This window comes from Sphingopyxis sp. Soil_C_28 (assembly GCF_057657055.1).
In genome coordinates this window covers 267,728-288,301 of the sequence record NZ_JBDGJE010000001.1, presented here as the reverse complement: position 1 = coordinate 288,301, position 20,574 = coordinate 267,728, and the positions used below count along the sequence as shown (strand labels likewise).

General features: G+C 63.6%; 20 protein-coding genes and 1 other RNA gene. 5 read left to right on the top strand and 16 right to left on the bottom strand.

What is annotated here, in order from left to right:
• Window positions 1-46: 46 nt before the first annotated feature.
• Window positions 47-1,024 carry an NADPH:quinone oxidoreductase family protein gene (locus AC3A43_RS01285; protein WP_487790742.1) on the bottom strand — a complete coding sequence of 326 codons (978 nt, stop codon included), beginning with the start codon at window positions 1,022-1,024 and terminating at the stop codon, window positions 47-49.
• A 71-nt stretch (window positions 1,025-1,095) separates the two neighbouring features.
• On the opposite strand from AC3A43_RS01285, the gene AC3A43_RS01280 reads away from it, so the two are divergent.
• A complete protein-coding gene (locus tag AC3A43_RS01280; RefSeq protein ID WP_487790741.1) occupies window positions 1,096-1,665 on the top strand; it encodes a glycoside hydrolase family 108 protein in 570 nt (189 codons plus the stop codon).
• 64 nt (window positions 1,666-1,729) lie between these two features.
• Window positions 1,730-2,143, top strand: a complete 414-nt coding sequence (locus tag AC3A43_RS01275; RefSeq protein WP_487790740.1) for a holin family protein — start codon at window positions 1,730-1,732, stop codon at window positions 2,141-2,143.
• A gap of 93 nt (window positions 2,144-2,236) precedes the next feature.
• Here AC3A43_RS01275 and AC3A43_RS01270 read toward each other — a convergent pair whose 3' ends face one another.
• The 12 genes from AC3A43_RS01270 to dapA form a co-directional block, all read right to left on the bottom strand.
• Entirely contained in the window at window positions 2,237-2,722 is a 486-nt protein-coding gene (locus tag AC3A43_RS01270) for an SRPBCC domain-containing protein (RefSeq protein WP_487790739.1), read from the bottom strand.
• A complete protein-coding gene (gene alaS / locus AC3A43_RS01265; protein WP_487790738.1) occupies window positions 2,719-5,376 on the bottom strand; it encodes an alanine--tRNA ligase in 2,658 nt (885 codons plus the stop codon). Before alaS ends, AC3A43_RS01270 begins: the two co-directional genes overlap by 4 nt.
• A gap of 72 nt (window positions 5,377-5,448) precedes the next feature.
• Window positions 5,449-6,048, bottom strand: a complete 600-nt coding sequence (locus tag AC3A43_RS01260; RefSeq protein WP_487790737.1) for a hypothetical protein — start codon at window positions 6,046-6,048, stop codon at window positions 5,449-5,451.
• Window positions 6,038-6,664, bottom strand: coding sequence for a glutathione S-transferase family protein (locus AC3A43_RS01255; protein ID WP_487790736.1), 627 nt, complete (start codon window positions 6,662-6,664; stop codon window positions 6,038-6,040). Before AC3A43_RS01255 ends, AC3A43_RS01260 begins: the two co-directional genes overlap by 11 nt.
• 18 nt (window positions 6,665-6,682) lie before the next feature.
• Window positions 6,683-7,498, bottom strand: coding sequence for an agmatinase (gene speB / locus AC3A43_RS01250; protein ID WP_487790735.1), 816 nt, complete (start codon window positions 7,496-7,498; stop codon window positions 6,683-6,685).
• Window positions 7,499-7,644: 146 nt separating this feature from the next.
• Window positions 7,645-8,724 carry a recombinase RecA gene (recA, locus tag AC3A43_RS01245; protein WP_487790734.1) on the bottom strand — a complete coding sequence of 360 codons (1,080 nt, stop codon included), beginning with the start codon at window positions 8,722-8,724 and terminating at the stop codon, window positions 7,645-7,647.
• A gap of 121 nt (window positions 8,725-8,845) precedes the next feature.
• Window positions 8,846-9,199: a response regulator gene (locus AC3A43_RS01240; protein ID WP_487790733.1), complete on the bottom strand. Its 354-nt coding sequence runs from the start codon at window positions 9,197-9,199 to the stop codon at window positions 8,846-8,848.
• Complete coding sequence (locus tag AC3A43_RS01235; RefSeq protein ID WP_487792001.1) at window positions 9,189-11,555, bottom strand: hybrid sensor histidine kinase/response regulator; 2,367 nt, start codon at window positions 11,553-11,555, stop codon at window positions 9,189-9,191. The genes AC3A43_RS01240 and AC3A43_RS01235 overlap by 11 nt, the downstream gene beginning before the upstream one ends.
• Before the next feature lie 107 nt (window positions 11,556-11,662).
• Window positions 11,663-13,723, bottom strand: coding sequence for a M13 family metallopeptidase (locus AC3A43_RS01230; RefSeq protein WP_487790732.1), 2,061 nt, complete (start codon window positions 13,721-13,723; stop codon window positions 11,663-11,665).
• A 96-nt stretch (window positions 13,724-13,819) separates the two neighbouring features.
• Complete coding sequence (locus AC3A43_RS01225) at window positions 13,820-14,434, bottom strand: DUF2062 domain-containing protein (RefSeq protein ID WP_487790731.1); 615 nt, start codon at window positions 14,432-14,434, stop codon at window positions 13,820-13,822.
• Window positions 14,431-14,916 (bottom strand): SsrA-binding protein SmpB, encoded by a 486-nt coding sequence (gene smpB / locus AC3A43_RS01220; RefSeq protein ID WP_487790730.1) that lies wholly within the window; start codon window positions 14,914-14,916, stop codon window positions 14,431-14,433. Before smpB ends, AC3A43_RS01225 begins: the two co-directional genes overlap by 4 nt.
• Before the next feature lie 8 nt (window positions 14,917-14,924).
• On the bottom strand, window positions 14,925-15,800 hold the full coding sequence (gene dapA, locus AC3A43_RS01215; RefSeq protein ID WP_487790729.1) for a 4-hydroxy-tetrahydrodipicolinate synthase: 876 nt from the start codon (window positions 15,798-15,800) through the stop codon (window positions 14,925-14,927).
• Window positions 15,801-15,900: 100 nt separating this feature from the next.
• Here dapA and AC3A43_RS01210 point away from each other — a divergent pair, with 100 nt between their 5' ends.
• The 3 genes from AC3A43_RS01210 to AC3A43_RS01200 all read left to right on the top strand — a co-directional run bounded on the left by AC3A43_RS01210 (window position 15,901) and on the right by AC3A43_RS01200 (window position 19,166).
• Window positions 15,901-17,931 (top strand): lytic transglycosylase domain-containing protein, encoded by a 2,031-nt coding sequence (locus AC3A43_RS01210; protein ID WP_487790728.1) that lies wholly within the window; start codon window positions 15,901-15,903, stop codon window positions 17,929-17,931.
• 5 nt (window positions 17,932-17,936) lie between these two features.
• Window positions 17,937-18,419 (top strand): transcription elongation factor GreB, encoded by a 483-nt coding sequence (greB, locus tag AC3A43_RS01205; RefSeq protein ID WP_487790727.1) that lies wholly within the window; start codon window positions 17,937-17,939, stop codon window positions 18,417-18,419.
• 90 nt (window positions 18,420-18,509) lie between these two features.
• On the top strand, window positions 18,510-19,166 hold the full coding sequence (locus AC3A43_RS01200) for a hypothetical protein (RefSeq protein WP_487790726.1): 657 nt from the start codon (window positions 18,510-18,512) through the stop codon (window positions 19,164-19,166).
• A gap of 10 nt (window positions 19,167-19,176) precedes the next feature.
• Here the strand turns inward: AC3A43_RS01200 and AC3A43_RS01195 are convergent, their stop codons facing one another.
• From AC3A43_RS01195 to AC3A43_RS01185, 3 genes are all read right to left on the bottom strand, one after another.
• Window positions 19,177-19,332: a hypothetical protein gene (locus tag AC3A43_RS01195; protein WP_487790725.1), complete on the bottom strand. Its 156-nt coding sequence runs from the start codon at window positions 19,330-19,332 to the stop codon at window positions 19,177-19,179.
• Window positions 19,333-19,409: 77 nt separating this feature from the next.
• Window positions 19,410-19,804, bottom strand: an RNA gene (gene rnpB / locus AC3A43_RS01190) — RNase P RNA component class A.
• A 37-nt stretch (window positions 19,805-19,841) separates the two neighbouring features.
• Window positions 19,842-20,531, bottom strand: coding sequence for an N-acetylmuramoyl-L-alanine amidase (locus tag AC3A43_RS01185; RefSeq protein ID WP_487790724.1), 690 nt, complete (start codon window positions 20,529-20,531; stop codon window positions 19,842-19,844).
• Window positions 20,532-20,574 lie beyond the last annotated feature (43 nt).

Genomic DNA, 20,574 nt, shown 5'->3' with positions numbered 1-20,574 from the left:
CATGGCAGCTTGCATGCCGTAAAACCATGCCGGCGGCTTCGGCTCGTCACGGTTTCAGCACGACCTTGCCCACCACCTCGCGGCGTTCGAGCATCGCAAAGGCCTCGCGCCAATCGGCAAGGTCGAGCGCCGCGTGGAGATGGGGCCGAATCTTCCCATCCGTCGCCAGCGCATCGATCGCCGCGACATTCTCCGCGCCGCGCTCGGGAAAACGCCGACCATATTCGCCCGCGCGCACGCCGACGACCGAGAAGCCCTTGATGAGCGGCATATTCACCGACACCTCCGGAATGCGCCCCGACGCAAAGCCGACGACGAGCAGCCGGCCGCCAAAGGCAATACAGCGCGTCGATTCGTCGAACACATCACCGCCGACGGGGTCAAACACCACATCGGCGCCCCGTCCCCCTGTCCGCGCCTTCACCGCATCGCGAAAACCCGGTTCGGCGGCGATCAGTTCGTCGGGGGCGTACAGGTCCGCAATCGCATCGCGTTTCGCCGCGCTGCTTGCCGCGGCGATCACGCGCGCACCCAGCGCCTTTGCCAGATCGACCGTTGCCAACCCGACACCGCCCGCCGCACCGTGGACAAGCACCCACTCGCCGGGTTCCACCCGCGCAGCGCGGACAAGCGCGACATAGGCCGTGAGATAGGCGACACCATAGGCCGCGGCCTCGTCCCACGACAGCCGTTCGGGCTTGCGCCGCAACGCCCGGGCCGGCACGGTGCAACATTCCGCCATCGCCCCGAACCGGTTGCCGCCGATCACCGCATCACCAACCATCCAGCCCGTCACGCCGTCGCCCAGCGCATCGATTTCACCCGCGAACTCCAGCCCCGACACGAAGGGCAGATCGGGCTTCAGTTGATATCCGCCGCCCGTCATCAACAAATCGGGAAAATTCACCGCCGCGGCCCGCACCCGTATCCGCACCTCGCCCGCTCCGGGCTCGGGAACCGGCACGTCGGCGATCGCAGCGCCCGCATGATCGGGCAGTAGCTCGCGCACCTGCAAAGCCCGCATGGTGAAAAGCCTTTCCTACAATATCCCTATATGGTTCGTTCACTTGGTTCAACAAACTACAGGAGCGAATCATGCCAAGACCTGACCTATCCACATCCGCCGCCGACACGCTGATCGAAAGCGTCATCGACCGCGAAGGCCGATATGTAAACCACCCCGCCGACCGCGGCGGTCCGACCTGCTGGGGGATTACCGAAGCCGTCGCGCGCGCCCAGGGCTATGCCGGCGCAATGCGGGATCTGCCGCGCAGCGAGGCCGCGAATATCTATCGCCGTCTTTATTGGCTGCGTCCGGGCTTCGACAAGGTCGCGCTCCGCGCGCCGAAAATCGCCGCCGAGCTATTCGACACCGGCGTCAACATGGGCACCGGCACAGCGGCGGGCTTCCTCCAGCGCGCGCTCAACGCCCTCAACCGCGCCGCGCGCGATTATCCCGACATTGCCATCGACCGCGACATCGGCCCGCGTACCCTAGCGGCGCTCGACGGCTTTCTGAAAGCGCGCGGCAAAGGCGGCGAGACGGTGCTGCTGCGCGCGATGGAGGCACTGCAGGGCGAACGCTACATCGCGCTCGCCGAACGCCGCCCCAGCCAGGAGGCGTTTCTCTACGGCTGGCTCGCCAACCGGATCGGCCAGCCATAATCCCGGAAAGCATGTGAATCGCGAGTGAAGTTGTGAGGATTCTCTAGCAAAAAGGAAAATCGCCATGAGCATCATCGAAGGCCTGATCGGCCCGATCGCCAAGCTGATCGACAAGATCATCCCCGACCCCGAAGCACGCGACCGCGCCAAGCTCGAACTGCTCAAAATGGAGGGCAGCCAGGAAATGGAAGCGATCCGCACCCGGATGACCGCGATCGTCGCCGAAGCGAACAGCGCCGACCCCTGGACCAGCCGCGCGCGGCCAAGCTTCCTCTACGTCATGTATGCGCTGCTGCTGTGGGCCATCCCAATGGGCCTGATCGCCGCCGCACGGCCCGAAATGGCCAAGGGCATCGCCGAGGGGATGAACGCTTATCTCGCAGGGATTCCGGAGTCGCTCTACGCGCTCTTTGGCACGGGGTATCTGGGTTACACGGCAGCGCGAGCGTGGGGGAAAGCAAAGGGGCTCGAAGGCTAAGGCTCCAATCCCGTTCGTGTCGAGCGAAGTCGAGGCCCCGTCGGGGTGGCGCCGCGTCGAGAGCCATCTCGACTTTGCTCGATCCAAACCGACCTAGGAGGCCGTGCCTTCCACTACCCCGGCCAAATTCGCCAGCGAGCTATTCAGCCCCTCGATATGGTCCTTCGCCGAAATCCCCGGCGGCACATGATGCGCGTCGATCGTGACCAATGTACCGCCGCTCTTTCGTGACAGATACCAGTGCATCGCCATCGTCCCCGAAAAACGCGGATCGTCGGACACGAATTCGACCTGCCACACTACAAGCCGCCCGTCGTCGAGTGTCGGAATATAAACTTCCACAACATCGCTATCGTCGTCGCTCTTGGTCTCGACATCGGCATCGTCGAAGGTCAGCCGCATCAAAAAGCCGCCGCCCGCGCGCAGGTCGACATGCTCGAACGTCCCCGTCGCCCCCTCGGGCGGCAGCCATCGCGCGAGCTTCGCTTCGCTGGTGAAGGCCGCGAAGACATCGACCAACGGCGCCGCGATCATGCGTTCGGCATGATCGATACGGCGCGTCTTTTTGGTCGGTTTCAAGCGAGCGCGGCTTTAACCGCCGCCACGGCGTCATTCGCCGCGCCGCCGTTCGGTCCGCCGCCTTGCGCCATGTCGGGCCGCCCGCCGCCGCCCTGCCCGCCAAGCGCCGTAACCGCGGCCTTGACGAGATCAACGGCACTCAGACTGCCGGTCTTGTCGTCGGTGACGCCCACCGCGACCGACGCGCGGCCATCATTGACCGCAACGAGCATCGCTACGCCGCTGCCAACCTGCTTCTTGAGACCATCGACCGTGCCGCGCAGTTCCTTGGGATCGAGCCCCTCGACCACCTGCGCAATAAACGCCGTATCACCAACCTGCTCGACCGCCGGACCGGCAACAGCAGCGCCGCCGCCGCCCCCAGAACCGCTAAGGGCCAGCGCCTTCTTAGCATCGGCCAGCTCGCGCTCGGCCTTCTTTAACGCCTCGGCCAGCTGCGCAACGCGCGCCGGCACATCGTCAGGCGATGTCTTGAGGGCCGCCGCCGCCGCCTTCAGCGCTTCGTCGCGGCCGTTGAGCCAGACACGCGCAGCGTCACCGGTCAGCGCCTCGATACGCCGCACACCCGACGAGACCGCGCTCTCGCTGATGATCTTGAGCAGGGCGATGTCGCCCAGCGCACGAACATGCGTCCCGCCGCAAAGCTCGACCGAATAATGATTCTCGGTCGCCTTGCCCATGCTCAGAACACGCACCTCGTCGCCATATTTCTCGCCGAACAGCGCGAGCGCGCCCGCCGCGACGGCATCGTCAGGGGTCATCAACCGCGTCGTCACGGCTTCGTTACCGCGGATCTGCGCGTTCACATCGGCTTCGATATCGTCGACTTCCTCCGCGCTGAGTGCCTTGGGATGCGAGAAATCGAAGCGGAAGCGGTCCTCCGCAACGAGGCTGCCCTTCTGCGTCACATGCCCGCCGAGCCGATTGCGCAGCGCTGCGTGCAACAAATGCGTCGCGCTATGATTGGCCCGAATCCGGTCACGGCGTGCGGCATCGACGGTCAGCTGGACGGTATCGCCGACCTTCAGGCTGCCCGCCTCAAGCTTCGCGTAATGCGCGTGGAGGCGCCCGAGCGGCTTGCCGGTATCGCTGACCGACGCCTTGGCGCCGTCCAGCGTCGCGATCGTCCCACTATCACCCATCTGGCCGCCGCTTTCGCCATAGAAAGGCGTCTGGTTGGTCAGCACCGTCAATTCGTCGCCCGCTTTGGCTTCGTCGACCGAAGCGCCATCCTTAACGAGTGCAATGACCGTCGCCTCGCCTTCGGTTGCCCCATAGCCGATGAATTCGGTGCCGCCCTGCGTCTCAGCGATATCGAACCAGATTTCTTCCGACGCCTTCTGGCCGCTGCCCTTCCACGCCGCGCGCGCGGCCGCCTTTTGCTGCGCCATCGCCCCGTCGAAACCATCGCGGTCGACCGCGATATCCTGCGTACGCAGCGCATCCTCGGTCAGATCATAGGGGAAGCCGAAAGTGTCGTAGAGTTTGAACGCGACATCGCCCGGCAGCGTCGCGCCCGCCGACATCCCGGCCGTCGCCTCGTCGAGCAGCCGCAGCCCCTTGTCGAGCGTCTGACGGAATTTCGTTTCCTCGCGCTCGAGCGTTTCAGCGATCAGCGGCTGCGCGCGGATCAGTTCGGGATAGGCGGCGCCCATCTCGGCAGTCAGCGACGGCAGCAGCCGGTACATCAGCGGATCCTTGGCACCGAGCAGGTGCGCATGGCGCATCGCACGGCGCATGATCCGGCGCAGCACATAACCACGCCCCTCGGCCGAAGGCAGCACGCCGTCGGCGATCAGGAAGCTCGACGCGCGCAGATGATCGGCGATCACGCGGTGGCTGGCCTGCGTTGCTCCCTCGGCGGGAACCCCGGTCAGGTCGACCGATGCCGCGATCAGCGCCTTGAACGTGTCGGTATCATAATTGTCGTGGACGCCCTGCAGCACCGCCGCAACACGCTCCAACCCCATGCCAGTGTCGATGCTGGGCTTCGGCAGGTCGATCCGGTCGCCGGGGCCGCGCTGGTCATACTGCATGAACACCAGGTTCCAGATTTCGACGAAGCGGTCGCCGTCTTCCTCCGGCGATCCCGGGGGGCCGCCCCAGATATGGTCGCCATGATCATAGAAGATTTCGCTGCACGGTCCGCACGGGCCGGTGTCGCCCATCGACCAGAAATTGTCGCTCGTCGCGATGCGGATGATCCGCTCTTCGGGCAGGCCCGCGATCTTCTTCCACAGGTCGAACGCTTCATCGTCGGTGTGATAGACGGTGACGGTCAGTCTCTCGGGCGCGAGGCCCCAGGTCTTCGTTATCAGCGTCCACGCATGATGGATGGCCTGTTCTTTGAAATAGTCGCCGAAGGAGAAATTCCCCAGCATTTCAAAGAAAGTATGGTGCCGCGCCGTAAAGCCGACATTGTCGAGGTCGTTATGCTTGCCGCCGGCACGCACGCACTTCTGCGACGATGCCGCAGTGCTGTACGGCCGCGTTTCCAGCCCCGTGAACACATTTTTGAATGGCACCATCCCGGCGTTGACGAACATCAACGTCGGGTCGTTGTACGGCACCAGCGGCGCCGAAGCTTCGATATGGTGACCCGTGCCCCCGAAATAGTCGAGGAAAGAGCGGCGGATGTCGTTGGTAGATGTCATGCGCGCGAATTAGGCATTTTGCGGCGATGCGACAAGCCGCTTCGTGTCGATGACCCTCATCGGCGCAATCGGTCAGAAGTTGGTCGCGATCCCCTTGCCCAGATAGCAGGGCAGTTGGCGCAGGACATCAGCCTTCGGCACCCCGTCCTCGATCAGGTCGGCGGGCACTTCGGACGTGTCGGTGCGGACGACAGTCCAGCCGTCAACAGGCGTGGCGCGGTGGACGACGACATAGCCGCAATCCATCGTCTTGTCGGGCCGGTCGCCGCGGAAATCAAAAGCAGCGTAAAGCCCGGCGGGCTGGCCCGCGGGGTCGAGATACCAGCTCAGGCGCAAGATGCGGATCGTCCCATCGGCCCACAGCATCTGGCGCTTGCGCTGGTTCATTTCCCATTCGAGCCGCGGGTTCGACGCCTGGAACGACAGGCGCAACATCGCATAGGCGCTCTCAAAGTCGCGCCTTGCCAGCGCCATTGTATAAGTCGCGAGACGATCGATCGCCCCTTCCTCATCGATCGGAGCCGGTGCGAAGGCCACGCCCTCGGGGGCAATGACCTCGCGCTCTACTTCGGGAGCAACCACCGGAGGCGCAGCGAGAACGGCCGGAGCGGCGACAAGCAAGGCAACGGCCGCCAGCAGGGCACGGCCGCAGACCGAGCGATCAATAGCCATAATAGGCGCCGCCCTTTTCGCGTGCCCGCTGCCAGGCCGGGCGACCATGGCACGCATTCACAAAGCCCGCGAGCTTGGGATAACGCGGCGCCATGCCCTGCATGATCGCGATTTCGGCCGGAAAGCTCAACATGATGTCCGCCGCCGACAGGCGGTCGCCGATGAAGTGGCCGTTATCGCCGACGCGGCCTTCCATATAGGCAAAGTGCGAATCGAGCTGCTGTGCAATGCGCGGCTCGATCGGTGCGGCGGCTTCGCCAAGGCGCGCGGTGTAGATGCGCAGCAGGATCGGCGTCATCGCCGAGCCCTCGGCGAAATGCAGCCATTCGAGGTGGCTGATATGATCGTCGGTGCCGCGTTCGGGAACAAGATTGCCGCCGCCGTGACGTTCGCAGAGATATTCGGTGATCGCGCCCGATTCGGTGATGACGCGGCCATTGTCCTCGATCACCGGCGATTTGCCGAGCGGATGAACGGCGATCAGTTCGGGCGGCGCAAGATTGGTCACCGGGTCGCGGTCATAATATTTAACCTCGTAAGGCGCACCGATTTCCTCGAGCAACCACAATATGCGTTGCGAGCGGCTATTGTTCAGATGGTGGACGATCAGGCTCATGTCGCTCTCCTATTGATGTCAGTTTTTGTAGGGGCCGTTGCGGTCGATCAGCGCGGCGATCTCTCGGACGAGCTTGGCGCCAAGAATAGCGGTAACACCGCCAATATCGCGGCCGGGATGAAGTTCCACGATATCGGCACCGACGATCGGCGCGGTCTGCTTGTACAATACGGCCAGCATTTCACGCACGGTCAGCCCACCGGGCTCGGGATGCGCGACACCGGGCGCCGCCGACGGATCAAGCCCGTCGAGATCGATCGAGATATAGAGCGGTCCCTCGAGCAGCGGCACGCGATCGGGCGTGAAATCGGCCATCGGAATGATCTCGACGCCGAACCGGTCGGCCTGTGCGCGGCAATGCGTGTTGAGGGTTCGGATCCCGACCTGAACCAGCCTCTTGGCATGGCCCGCCTCGCATATCCGCGCAAAGGGCGATGCGTGGCTGCGCGGGTTGCCGGCAAAATCGTCGTAGAGATCCGGATGCGCATCGAAATGCAGGATGGTGACGGGCCCGAAACAGGTCGCCGCGGCTTCGACGAGCGGGAAACTCACGGCATGATCTCCGCCGAGCGCAAGCGGAACTTCACCATCTTCGCGCACAATGGCCAGATAGCGGCGGATCGCGGCGTCGTCGTTCGGTGTGTGCTCTGTCAGCGGAAGATCGCCGTCATCGGTCAGCGCGATGTCGGTCCCGATTTCGGGGCCCAGTTCGCTCGCCATATTGGCGCGGTCGCTCCACAGCGCGGCGCGGATCGCTGCGGGGCCCGCGGCGGCACCGCGTTCGAAGCTGCTGTTGATGTCGGTGGGAAGGCCGAAGAGGCGGATCGCGGGCATTGGCTGCTTGTAGCCGCTGCCAAAGTCCACGCAAGGATCAACGGCGGGCGGGCCGACCTGTGGGGAGAGGATACAGGTCCAAGGGGCATTGGGGCCCGCCGCCGTTTCCCGGCCGCCCCGCCAAAAGCGGGACGGCCGGATGGCTATTAATTGTCGTCGTCGCCCTCGTCGTCGGGGCCGGCCATCATTTCCTCGGCCACCGCGTCGGTGCGGGCGCGGATCGCAGTTTCGAGCCGATCCATCAGTTCGGGATTGTCCTTGAGGAAGGTTTTCGAATTTTCGCGGCCCTGCCCGATGCGGATCGAGTCATAGCTGAACCAGGCGCCCGATTTCTCGACGATACCGGCCTTGACGCCCAGATCGAGGATTTCGCCGATCTTGGAAATGCCCTGCCCGTACATGATGTCGAATTCGACCTGCTTGAACGGCGGCGCGACCTTGTTCTTCACCACTTTGACGCGGGTCGTGTTGCCGACGATCTCGTCGCCATTCTTGATCTGGCCGGTGCGGCGAATGTCGAGACGGACCGAGGCGTAGAATTTGAGCGCGTTGCCGCCGGTCGTGGTTTCGGGGTTGCCGTACATCACGCCGATTTTCATGCGCAGCTGGTTGATAAAGATCACCATGCAGCGCGAACGGCTGATCGAGCCGGTGAGCTTGCGGAGCGACTGCGACATCAAACGGGCCTGCAAGCCGACATGCGTATCGCCCATCTCGCCCTCGATTTCAGCGCGCGGCACCAACGCGGCAACCGAGTCGACCACGAGCACGTCGATCGCGTTCGAACGCACGAGCGTGTCGACGATTTCAAGCGCCTGTTCGCCGGTGTCGGGCTGCGACACGATCAACTCGTCGATATTGACGCCGAGCTTGCGCGCATAGACGGGGTCGAGCGCATGTTCGGCATCGACAAAGGCGACTGTACCGCCGCCCTTTTGCGCCTCGGCGAGGACGTGAAGCGCCAGCGTCGTCTTGCCCGAGCTTTCGGGACCGTAAATTTCGATGACGCGCCCGCGCGGCAGGCCGCCGACGCCAAGCGCGATGTCGAGGCCCAGCGATCCGGTCGAAATCGCTTCGACCTGCATGGTCTCTTTCGAGCCCAATTTCATTACCGAGCCCTTGCCGAACGCGCGATCGATCTGCGCGAGCGCGGCGTCGAGCGCCTTCTGCCTGTCCGTGTTGTTCACTGATTTCCCCGATTCGACGAGTGACAATTGTCCGGCCATGACCGTCCCTTTCCAGCTCTAGAGCGACGGCAGAACCACCGCAACGCCGAACCGATGTACGGCATTTGTTCTCACAGAACAAGAGAGGAACAAAATAAAACCCGGCTGAAGGAAAATCCCTCTATTCTGCGGCAAATCCATCCAAGGCGGCTTCGATATCGCTGATCCGGAACGGTTTGGTGATCAACTTGCGATGCGCGTGTGCCGACGGAATGACGTCGCCGCCGCCCGACGTGAAAGCGAAGGGGATGCCGCGTTCCGCCAGCGCATCGGCAACAGGCCAGCCCTTTTCATCGCCAAGGTTGATGTCGACGAGAGCGCCGCCGAGCGGCTCGGCCGCAATGAGCGCAAGCGCCTCTTCGTTACTCGTCGCCTGCGCGGGTTCGGGAAGGTCGAGGGCATCGAACATGTCGGCCAGCATCATGCCGATCAGCACATCGTCCTCGACGAGCAGGATGCGGGGGTTACCGGGCACCCGGCACCCGATGTGCGGCGTCGTCGAGCGCCGCCGATGTCGCTTCGGCAAGCTGTGCCACCGAGAAAGGTTTCGGCAGGAAGGCGACGTTATCGATGTCGATCGACTGGCGAAGCTGTTCTTCGGCATAGCCCGACATAAACAAAATCGGCAGGTCGGGACGCTTGGCACGCATCGCACGCACCATCGCCGGGCCGTCCATCGTCGGCATCACAACGTCGCTGATGATCAAATCGACCTTCTCCATCTGGGAAAAACGTTCGAGCCCCTCTTCGCCCTGCGAAGCGGTGACGACGGTATAACCCGCGCGGGTCAGTGCGCGTTCCGCGACCGCACGCACCATATCCTCATCCTCGACGAGCAGGATCGTTCCGGTGCCCCACTGACTCTTCTTGGGCTTCGCAGGCGGAGGGACCACGACGGGGGCATCGCCCTCAGGGCGGTGAACCGGAAGGTAGATAGAGAAACTGGTCCCCTGCCCCGGCTTGCTGTCGGCAAAGATATAGCCCGCCGACTGTTTGATAATCCCGTAAACGGTCGAGAGCCCGAGCCCCGTCCCCTTGCCGACGTCCTTGGTCGTGAAGAAGGGTTCGAAAATCTTTGGCAGCACATCGGCCGGGATGCCGGTCCCGGTGTCGCTGACCTTCAGCGCACAATAATCGGCGGGCGGCATGAATTCATTGCCCATCTGCCGCACATCGGCGGCCGACACAGGATAGGTTTCAATCGTCAACGTTCCGCCGCCCGGCATCGCGTCGCGCGCGTTGACGGCGAGATTGATGATTACCTGTTCGAGCTGACCGGGGTCGGCGCGTACTGCACCCAACCCGCGACCATGATGGACCGCGAGTTGCGTCGTCTCGCCAATCAGCCTTTTCAGCAAATGCGAAACTTCCGAAATCACGTCGGGCAATTGCAATATCTGCGGCCGCAGCGTCTGTTGCCGCGAGAAGGCGAGCAGTTGCCGCGTCAGGCTGGCAGCGCGGTTGGCGTTGCTGCGGATCTGCTGGATGTCGTCATAATCGCTGTCGCCCGGCGTGTGGCGCATCAGCATCAGGTCGCACGCGCCGAGTACCGCGGTCAGGATATTGTTGAAGTCATGCGCGACGCCGCCGGCAAGCTGGCCGACCGCCTGCATCTTGGACGCCTGTGCGACCTGCCGCTTGAGGCGTGATTCCTCGCTCGAATCCTTGAGGCTGAGCAAGACCGCGGCTTCGCCCAAACCGCGAACGCCGACGACGCGCATCGACACCGGGTCACCGCTTTGCCCTGCCAGCCGGATCGACAGATCGCCGCCAACCTGTTGCCCGCTGCTGTGACGCCGGATCATGTCGGCAAGCGCGCCCTTGTCCTCGCCGACGACGATATCGCCGGGGTAGCGCGGCATCTTGCCGTCGGGGACGCTGGCCGCGCGCACGAACGCGCGGTTCATGTAGAGGAAGCGTCCGTCGCGATCGACCATGGCAAGCCCGAAAGGCAACAGCGACAAAAGCGTTTCGACATAGGTCTGTGCGGTGCCGCGGTCGGTCGGCCCCATTTCCTCGTCGAGCATCGCGAGCAGCATCGGCGTATTGCTGTCGGCGGGTGCGAGCGGAATCTGGATCAACCGCACCGGCGTCGCGCGATCGCCCTCACGGGCGAAATAGAGCGCACCGCCATCGTCGAGCCGGATCATCGGAGCAACGTCACGCCCCGCATAATGGCTGGCATCATCTTCGCCGAGCGCGCGGAGCAGAAAAGCCTGATTCGCGACGCGCAGCCGCCCCTCGGCGCTGACAAGCGCCGCCATCACCCCGGCATGACCGAGCGTGCGGCCGGCGGGTCCATCGAGATGGCGAACAATCTCGGCGGCAAGGTCGAGGCGCTCGAGCGCGGAGAAACGCCAAACGAGATAATCTTCGGACTGCCCCGTCCGCGTCACCTGCGCCCGCAATTGCAAGGGGCCGATTGCGATATCGTCGGCGCGCCCCTCGCCATCACGCCAGGCAATACGGCCGGCGTTCTTCAGAACCTCGGCCCCGCGCCCTTCAAGCGGCAGGCCGGGCGGCGTCACGAAGCCGTTGAACCAAGTCCCGAACAGATCATTCGCGCAGACCATCCGGCCAGCGCGATCGGTCACCGCGATCGCGACATCGTCGTGATTGACTGCCTGACGCAACATCGTCCAGTCGGGCGCCACCGCCTCGCCCGTCACCGCCGCCGGAAAGAGCCGGCGCGCAAGCAGCACGCCGCCCGCGGCAACGGCCAACCCGGCGAGGAAACCGACCGCCAATATGGCGTCGCGCGTCGCCCAGAACAGCAATGCGGCGGACAGCAGCCCCAGCCCGCCAAGAACCGCCTTGTCGACGTGCGACAAACCCGCCGGAGCCGACAAAGGCCCGGCGGAACCCGCCCCCCTGATGAAATCACCATCAGCGGAGGGCAGGCTTTGCGCGGTCAATGACTGTCTTTCTGTTCAGTGCATCACCAGATGCGGACGCGGTCTTTCGGCTCGAGATAGAGCTTCTGACCCTGCTTGATCTGATAGGCCTTATACCAAGGGTCAAGGTTGCGCGAGACCCAAGTCCGCTGGATCGAGGGCGAATGCGGATCGGTCGTGATACGCTGCGACAGATTCTGCTCGCGATAGTTGCGACGCCACACCTGCGCCCAGCCGAGGAAGAATCGCTGGTCACCGGTCAGGCCGTCGATCACCGGTGCTTCCTTGCCGCCGAGCGATGCCTTGTACGCATCATAAGCGACGGTCAGGCCGGCAAGATCGCCGATATTCTCACCAAGCGTGAAGGTCCCGTCGAGTTTTTCGCCGGGCAGCACTTCATAGGCATCATATTGTGCGATCAGCGCCTTGCCCGCGGCTTCGAAGGCCGCCACGTCGGCCGGGGTCCACCAGTCGGCGAGCTTGCCGGTCTCGTCATATTTCGCGCCCTGGTCGTCGAAATGATGGCTGACTTCATGACCGATCACCGCACCGATGCCGCCATAATTAACCGCTGCATCGGCATGCGGATCGAAGAAGGGCGGCTGGAGGATCGCGGCGGGGAAGACGATCTCGTTCATACCGAAATTGGCATAGGCGTTGATCGTCATCGGCGTCATGAACCATTCCCAACGGCGGATCGGCCCGCCGAGATGGCCGATATTATCGTCATGCGCGAACTGGTTCGAACGCAGCGCGTTACCGAACAGGTCATCGGCACGGACTTCCAGCTTGCCATAGTCCTTCCACTGATCGGGATAGCCGATCTTGGTGGTGAAATTGGCGAGCTTCTTCTGCGCCTTGACCTTTGTCGCCGGCTGCATCCACGTCAGCCCGTCGATGCGGCGGCCCATCGCGCCGAGAACATTCTTCACCAGCTCGTCCATCGCCGCCTTGGTTTCGGGCGGGAAATATTTCGCGACATAATCCTTGCCGACCGCGTCGCCGAGGTTGCCGGTCGTAAAGTCGACCGCGCGTTTCCACCGCTCTTCCATCTGCGGCGTGCCCGACAGGGCGGTGCTGTAAAAGGAGAAAGCTTCCTTTGCGACGGCATCGGGCAAGACGCCCGAAAAGCTGTCGAGGCTGCGCACGATCAGCAGGTCGCGGATCACCGCAATCGGCGCGTCGGCGAGCAGCTTCGCTTCGCCCGTGAACGCACTTGGCTGCGACACGATGAGCGTATCTTCGTTAACCCCGAGGCCACGGATGAAGGTCGACCAGTCAAAGCCAGGTGCGGCCTTGGCGAGTTCGGCGATCGTCATCTTGTTATAGGCTTTGGTCGCATCGCTGCTGTCGTTCTTGTCCCAATGGACCGTCGCGACCTGTTTTTCCAAATCATAGATCGCCTTGGCGCGCGTCGGCGCATTGGCTTCGCCCGCGAGCGTCAGGACATTTTCAAGATGCTTGAGATAGGCCGCCTGCAGCGCCGTGTTTCGCTCGTTCTCCTTTAGGTAGAAGTCGCGGTCGGGCATGCCGATGCCGCCCTGGAAAATGACGTAGGTATAGACGTCCGGGTTCTTATCGTCCTGCCCGACATAGCCGCCGAAGAAGTGCTGGATGCCGCTGCGGTCGGCTTCGGCGAGCAATTTCGCAAGACCCGGCTTTTCGACGGCGCGGATCTTGTTCAGCCACGGTTGGATCGGGGCGAGCCCCTTTGCTTCGACCGCGGCCGAATCGAGATAGGAGGCGTAGGCACGGCCGATCATGCTGTTCGGGTCGCCCTTGGCGGCGTCGAGGATTTCACGCGTGCGCGTCTGCGACAGATCGTTGAGGACCGTGAACATGCCATAGTTCGACTTGTCGGCAGGGATCTGCGTGTTTTTCGCCCAGGCGCCGTTGGCATAGGCATAGAAATCGTCGCCCGGCTGGACGCTCTTGTCCATGCCCGAAAGGTCGAAACCGAAATCACCGATTTCGGGCTTGGCAGCAGCCTCTGTGGCAGGCGCGGTGACGGCCTTTTCCTTGGCGTTCGCCGGGATGGTGGCAAGCATCAGCGCGCCCAATGCAGCGGTCGCCAGCAGGCGCGAAGACATATGCAAATAAGTCATGATATTCCCCAGTTTTCAATGTGACGCCCAAAACCGGGCCGCTTATGCGCGGCGCAGTTTAGCAATGACCTAGCTATACGCCTGCCCGGCCGCGGTTCAACCGGCGGGGGTGTCGCTCGTCGATGCCTCATGTCGTTGGTCGCGCGCGCGCTGCAATTTGCGCCGCCAGCGGAGGCGTATCCAATTGTCCCAGAAGATCGAGGCGAGGATGTAGCCGACGATAGCCGACACGACCGAGATCACGAACAGTCCCGCGAGCATCGCAGGCGCGGCATCCGAAAAAACCCAGCGGGCCCATTCGCCCGCCGACGCGCCATGCTCGATCATCGCCGAGAAGGTCGCGCTGTTGGCATGGAGACCGAACAGCCAGTCGCCGAGCCACACCGATGCGATGATGATGAACGGCGTAGTGACGGGATTCGACAGGAAGGTCATCGCCGCGCCGATCGGGATATTGGCGCGAACGGGCAGCGCGAGCAATGCGACGCCCAATATCTGCACGCCGGGGATGAGGAAGAAGATACCGACGAACAGACCCAGCGCGGTGCCGCGCGGCACCGAGGTGCGGGTGAAGCGCCATAGATGGCTGTGCGCGACCCTGTGCGCAAAGGGCTTCACGAAACGGCTCGCCAGCAATTCCTCACGCGTCGGCGAGTTGCGGCGGATCCAGTTCATCACCGCCGCCTTGTCGCGGGGCTTGCCCCCGCTCATCCGCGTTCTTTCATCAGCCGCTGCTTGTCGCGCTTCCAGTCGCGTTCCTTGATCGAGTCCCGCTTGTCGTGCGCCTTCTTGCCCTTGGCGAGCGCGAGTTCGACCTTGGCGCGACCGCGGCTGTTGAAATAGACCGACAGCGGCACGAGCGTCATGCCCTGCCGCGCGACGCCGGCATACATTTTGTTGATCTCGCGGCCGCTGAGCAGCAGTTTGCGCGGGCGCTTGGGCTCGTGATTGTGGCGGTTGCCGTGGCTGAATTCGGGGATGTTGCTGTTGATCAGCCACACCTCATTGCCCTTCACCTCGGCATAGCTTTCGGCGATCGTACCTTCGCCGAAGCGCAGCGATTTGACTTCGGTTCCCTGCAGGGCAATCCCGGCCTCGAACACCTGTTCGATAGCGAAGTCGAACCGCGCGCGCCGGTTCTCGGCGACGACTTTCTTCTTGTCGAATTCGGCGGCGGACTGGGGGCGAGCCATAGCGGGACCTAGATTACTCCGGCCGCGGACAGCGCGGCATCGACGGCGGCACGCGAGGCTGCGTCCGCCGGAATGATAGGTAGGCGCACTTCGGGCGAAAACCAGTCGTGGACACGCGACAGCGCATATTTAACCGGGCCCGGCGAGGTGTCGGAGAACATCGCCTTGTGCAGGCCGAACAACCGGTCGTGCAGGACCAGTGCACGCGCCCAGTCGCCAGCAGCGCAGGCCGCGGCGAAATCTGCACACAGGCGCGGCGCGACGTTGGCGGAGACCGAGATGCAGCCGGCGCCGCCGAGCACGGCATGCGGCAACCACAGATCGTCGTTGCCGCTCAATTGGCAAAAATCCGCACCCGCGCCTGCGCGGTGTTCCGTAACACGGGCCAGGTCGCCGCTCGCATCCTTGATCGCGACAATGCTCGGGATTTCGGCGAGCTTGCACATCGTCTCTGCGCTGATATCGGCGACGGTGCGGCCGGGGACGTTATAGACGACGATCGGCAGGTCGCTGGCATCGGCCAGCGCCTTATAATGCGCGATCATGCCGTCCTGGCTCGGCCGGTTGTAATAAGGCGCGACGACCAGCGCGGCGGTCGCGCCCGCGGCCTGCGCGTAACGCATGTGGCGGATTGCGGTCGCGGTGTCGTTCGAGCCGCAGCCGGCGATCACGGGCACACGCCCCCCCGCCGCCTGAATGCAGCTGTCGATCACCTGATAATGTTCGTCGAAGCCGAGCGTCGGGCTTTCACCGGTCGTGCCGCACGGGACCAGCGCGCTGGTCCCTTCTTTGATCTGCCAATCCACGAAGCGAGCGAAAGCCGGAGCATCGAACGCCCCATCGCGAAATGGCGTCACCAAAGCGGGAATCGACCCCGAAAACATGCTCCGCTCCTTTACAAAAACATGGACCCGCCGGTAGAGTCCCGACGGCGCGCCGCTAATGGACGCCTATTCAGCGCCCCGCAAGGAGTTTGGCACTAATATGGCGTCCATGTTTTCGCTGTCCTCGATTTCGCGCGCGGCCCTCACCGTAGCGCTTCTCATCCCGGCCGCAGGCAACGCCAGCGAGCTCACACCCGAACAAATGGCATGGTACCGCGCCCAGATGGGCCTCGCCGCCAATTCGGGGCCGCCGCCGTCAACAAGCTCGGTCGGCGATGCGGTGATGGAATGGCGACGGCTGACCGCCAACACCGGAGCCTCGTTCGACCAGCTGTCGCGCTTCCTGATGGTCAACAAAGGCTGGCCCGATGGCGACAAACTGCGCACGCGCGCCGAAAAGTCGATCTCGCTCGACAGCTACGATCCGCAGCGCACCCTCGCCTATTTCCAGGCCTATCCGCCGCAGACCGCCAGTGGCCATTTGCGCTATGCACTCGCGCTCAATGCCTCGGGCCGCCGCGAGGACGCCGCCGCGGCGGTTCGCCGCGCGTGGACGAGCGGCCCACTCGACGATTATGAAACGAGCCGCGCGCTCAGCATGTTTCCCGGCGCGATCACGCTCGCCGACCATGATGCGCGGATGGACCGCCTGCTCTGGTCGGGCGCGACCGCGGCCGCGAGCCGCCAGCTTTCTTTCACTTCGCCCGACAAACGGGCCGTGTTTGCGGCACGCCTTGCGATGCGCAATGCCTCGGTCGATGCTGCTTTCCAGGCATCCGCGGCCGAAAGCGCCAATCCGTCGCTGATCCGCAGCGATGCCGGCTATATTACCGACAAGGCGACCTGGCTGCGCAAGGCGGGCCGCGTCGGCGAGGCGCGCGCATTGCTCGCCGCGCCCCGCTCGCTCGCAAAAGCGCCAACCGATCCCGAGGAATGGCTCGAAACGCTGCTGACCAACGCACGGCAGGCCGATGCCGGCGGCGACAAGCTGACCGCCTATAATATCGCGCGCCAGCTCGACGACAGCTTTTCGCCGGGAACGGTCATCCGCGAAACATCGCTCAGCGTACGCGACGATTATACCTCACTCGCGTGGCTCGCGGGCCAGCTTGCCTATCGCGACCTTCGCCGTCCGGCCGAAGCGGTGCGGCTGTACCGTGCATATGGCGAAGCCGCCCGGTCGGCGCAGACGCGCACCAAAGGCTTTTACTGGGCGGGCCGCGCCGCGCTAGCTGCGGGCGATTCCACGACTGCCAACGCGCATTTCAACGACGCCGCGCAGCATTATGACCAGTTCTATGGCCAATTGGCGCTCGAACGGCTGAGCCGTCCGCAGCCTCGGCCGGCGCCAAATCCGACGATCCAGGTCAGCAATGACGAGCGCCGCACATTCGAGGACGACCGGCTGGTGCGCGCCGCGCGCGCGCTCGGCGAAATCGGCGCATGGCGCGAACAGTCGCTTTTCCTCCGCGCGCTCGCCCAAAAGGCGACGTCGCCCGCCGATCATGTCCTCGCGGGCAAGCTCGCGGCGCAGATAGGCCGCCCCGACCTTGGCGTGATGATCGGCCGCAGCGCACAGGCAAACAGCCTGGATGCGGTCGAGGTGGCGGGATTCCCGACCGTGCGCGTTCCCGCGGGTCACGAAAGCAACTGGACCTTCATCCACGCGATCACGCGGCAGGAAAGCCAGTTCGACCGCGCCGCGATCAGCCACGCCGGAGCACGGGGCATGATGCAGTTGATGCCCGGGACCGCGCGCGAAGTCGCGGGCAAGCTGGGGATGAGCTATGACGCCGGATCGCTGACGACCGACACCAATTACAACATGATGCTGGGATCGACCTATTTCCAGCAGATGCTGCGCTACTTCGGCGGCAGCTATCCGCTAGCGGTAGCGGCGTATAATGCCGGGCCCGGTAATGTGAACAAATGGCTACGCGCCAATGGCGATCCGCGCGGTGGCGGGATCGAAATGGTCGACTGGATCGAGGCGATCCCGATCTTTGAGACGCGCAACTATGTCCAGCGCGTGCTCGAAAATGCGGTCGTCTACGACACGCTGCGCGATGGCAGCGCATCGCGGCAGCAGGCGCCGCTGAGCTTCTATCTCGGCAAACGCACCCCTGGTTAAACCTTGTGGCGGGGGAGAAGACGAACATCATTTCGCCGGCCGGTTATGCCGCGCTGCGTTCCGAATATGACCTGCTACTGGGCGATGAGCGGCCAAAGCTGGTCGAGGTGATCAGCTGGGCGGCGGGCAATGGCGACCGCAGCGAGAATGGTGACTATATTTATGGGCGCAAACGGCTGCGCGAGATCGACCGGCGCCTCTCGTTCCTCGCGCGCCGGATGAAGGCCGCGCGCGTCGTCGATCCCGCCGAACAACCCGACAAGAGTCGCATCTGGTTCGGTGCCACCGTCGAGCTTGCCGACGATGACGACGCGCGGCGCATCGTTACGCTGGTCGGCGATGACGAGGCCGATGCGGGCGAAGGGCGGATCGGCTGGAACAGCCCCCTTGCCCGCGCGCTTCGCGGTGCCGCGATCGGCGACCTGCGCACGGTGCAATTGCCAGCCGGACCGAAAGAATGGGAAATCATCGCGGTCGGCTATCCCTGAAATCGGCCTGTGCGCAGAGTCACCGACAGCGGCTGGACGCCCGCGGTACAGCTGATAATCTGATGCCGACAGAGGGGGGAGACGAGCGCAATGCGAAAAACGGTATTCCTGGCCGCTCTGTTGGTGTCCGGCACGGCGCTCGCCGCGCAAGATCGCCCGGCCTTGCCGCCGGTAAGCGATCAGTTTCTTCTCGATCGGCTCGAACTCGGCGAAGAAATCGAAACGCGCGCCGATGGCGACCTCAACGGCGACGGCAATCCGGATGCCGTATTTGTCGTCGCCAGCCCTGACGAGCGACACCTCTATGTCGTGCTGAGCTATCGCGGCGAAGTCGACATGGGGCACGAGCCGGCGGGGAATTTCAAACTCGAGCCCGACCCGCTTGGCCCTGCCGCGCTGACGATCGACAAGGGCGTGCTGACGATCCGCGACCTGACTGGCGGCACGACCGCGCTGTCGGCGACCTATCGCTATCGCGCCGCGACGACGAAGGCAGGCCCGCGGATGCGGCTGATCGGGCTCGATGCGACGGTCTACAGTCGGACCTATGCCCATGACGGTAACGAGATGAGCTGGAACGTCGCAACCGGCGACACGATCACGAGCTTGCTCAAAGTGTCCGAAACGGGCGACCGCGGGTATGACAAGCTCTACCCACGCAAGTTCAAGCGGCCGGTGCGGACGATCTATATGGAAGACACGCCGGGCGCCGAGGATGAACTTATCAGCGTGACGAAGGCGAAATAGAGCCCCGAGATCAGGGCTGCAGCAACGCCGGAATGATCCAGATTGCCGACATGACGATAATCACTGCGACCAGCGAAAACGCCAGCACATAGCGGACATTATGTCCTTTGACCCCACCGCTCGCCTCGGTCTCGGTCACTTCGACATGCTCATCGACGACTTTCATGATGCGATTCCCTTTCAACTGGTCCGTTTAGAACGCGGCCCGCGCGCGGGCGTTCCGCGCGGGGTGTTGGAGAGAGTATTGCCAGAGGGTCTATAAGCCGGGTTCTGTCCATCCCCTTGCGGAGACTGTGCGATCATTCCTCTAGGCGAACGGTTACCCGAACGCTCAAGCAGTCAACCCGGACGGCTGGGCCGGAATCAGCCCTGGATAAATCCATACCGTCCCTATTCGACCTTGCTCCCGGTGGGGTTTGCCGTGCCGCGCCTGTTACCAGCCGCGCGGTGCGCTCTTACCGCACCCTTTCACTTTTCGCCGGGCCGAAGCCTTTGGCGGTCTACTCTCTGTGGCACTTTCCCTGAACCTGGCCGGAGCCCGATCCGCCGGACGTTATCCGGCACCGTGATTTCCATGGAGCCCGGACTTTCCTCCCCCGGCGGGATACCCCACCGGCGGCGATCGCCCAACCCTCTGGCCGGAGCAATATAGGCCCAGCGGCACGATTTGACGAGTCAATTGCCTTCGGGCTGAGGAAGCAGCAGCGCGAGCAGAATCGCACGACATTCGCCGCAGATCGTGCCGTCGATCAGTTCGGGACGAAAGCGCCGCTGAAACGCCACCGTCGCCGCAAAACCGTCGGTGACATCGTAGCCGAAACGCTCGAGCGCGAGCAGAAAGCCGGCGTCGGTCCACAAGGGATCGGTCAGCTTCTTGGTCGGTCGCGGCAGCGCAAGGCGTCGGCGCGCAAGTTCTTCCCACGGGAATAACTCGCCCGGATCCTGCTTGCGCGTCGGCGCGATATCCGAATGGCCGATGACATTGCCGCGCGTGATCGAATGGCGATCCTTGATCATGTGGACGAGGCGCACGACCGAAGCGACCTGCGGATCGGGAAAGGGGACATAGCCCCATTCATGTCCCGGATTGACGATCTCGATCCCTACACTCGCCGAATTGATGTCGCTAACCCCGCGCCAGTGCGATTTGCCAGCATGCCAGGCGCGCTTGTCCTCGGGCACCATATGGGTGATCTGGCCATCCTCGCTGACGACATAATGCGCCGATACCTTGGATTCGGGATTGGCAAGCCAATCAATGGCTTCCGCCCCGCTCTTCATACCGGTGTAATGCAGTACGATCATCGAGATGGGCAGCGCGCGCTCGTCGAAATTGGGAGACCAGCGTTCGATAAAATCGCTCATGCGCTTTTTGGGCCCGTCCTGTGCTTGCCAATCCGTCGATTGC